The organism is Candidatus Magasanikbacteria bacterium RIFOXYB2_FULL_38_10 (assembly GCA_001783145.1).
Taxonomy (GTDB): Bacteria; Patescibacteriota; Patescibacteriia; order Magasanikbacterales; family UBA10003; genus GWC2-40-17.
Genome location: MFQT01000005.1, coordinates 1 through 1236 on the forward strand (window position 1 = coordinate 1; position 1236 = coordinate 1236).

General features: G+C 33.3%; 1 protein-coding gene. It reads right to left on the reverse strand.

Annotation, left to right across the window (positions count from 1 at the left end; translation table 11 throughout):
- Positions 1-317: 317 nt before the first annotated feature.
- On the reverse strand, positions 318-1010 hold the full coding sequence (locus A2294_03370; GenBank protein ID OGH85983.1) for a hypothetical protein: 693 nt from the start codon (positions 1008-1010) through the stop codon (positions 318-320).
- Positions 1011-1236: the final 226 nt, after the last annotated feature.

Consider the following 1236-nt stretch of genomic DNA (forward strand, 5'->3'; position numbering starts at 1 on the left):
ACTAGCCGACAACGCTGTAAGCGCGCCTCATTCGGCAAAAGGAGCGAAGCGATTTTGCCGAACGTTACTCATATCTGAAGTTTTTGCGCAATGTAATTGCACAAAAATTTGGGTCGAGAGAAATTGACTTTCTTCTGAAATATTAAAGCGTCAATTTCTTGAGCCAGATATGAGTTGTTCAACGATGTCAATTTTTTATCTCGCTGTTTATATAATTATACTCTGATTTCTCATCTAAGAAAATTTGATTTTTTGTTTTGAAAAATGAAAGAGGGGTCAGGGGTGAATTTCATTTTTCAAAACTCCTTATTTGTATTTTAAAGCTCACTAAACCTATAAATCTTTTTTTCATTGAAATTATAATGCGAATCCACAAAAGGATTTACTGAATCTTTTTTCGGCAACCAATTCTTTTTCCACTGGTACAAATCCGCTTCCATATATGCCCCGGGATAAGCAATCAATCTCCAACTATCGTTTCTAACCAATGTTCTCGGAAACTCAATTTCTTTTTCCCTCATAATATGCGCAACGATAATTTCTTCCAAAATAAAATTGACGTTTGCTTCGGTATATTCTCTTTTGCCAATATCATTCTTTATGCTTTTCCGAAAATCATCATCAGTCTTTTCCTGCTTTTTTAATTCATAAAAATATTCTCTAAAACGAGGAGCGTTTAATATAACGTAATCAATTGGCAAAAAATGAAAAGCATTTGGGATATATTCTTTTCTTTTTTCAATAAGTTGTCGCAGTTTATAGCTGTGATCAATAATTTGTTGATTGCTTTTCACTCGCTGATTATGAGTTATATCCTCAGCGTTAAAATACAAGCCGTTTGTATAAAGTAAAACTACGTCATTTGTAAAGCTTTTGAGTTTTTTTGCGAAGAAATGAAACATTTCATAAATTTCCTCAGGAGATTGTCCTGCGGAAATTCTCGCCATGGAAATTGGCAAAATAAGATATCCGTCACCTTCAATTAAATTAATGTCGAATCCACTTTTCATATTGATTATAAAAAAATAATAAAGTTTTCTTCCTTATTCCCCTCTTTGAATGAATAAAAAATCAAATTTTCTGTCCCCGTTTAATTCGCTGAACTTTAAATTTTCACAAGGATAAAAAATTTATTTCGTTGAATGAGGCGCGCTTATCAAACGTTTCGCTAAGACAAAACGAAGTTTTGGATTGGCGAAATGTAGCGAAGGCGGTTGATAAGCGTTGTTCGGCGAT

Coding starts and splice junctions, on each gene's coding strand:
- A2294_03370 (OGH85983.1), bottom strand. CDS start 1,010: ATGAAAAGTGGATTCGACATTAATTTAATTGAAGGTGACGGATATCTT.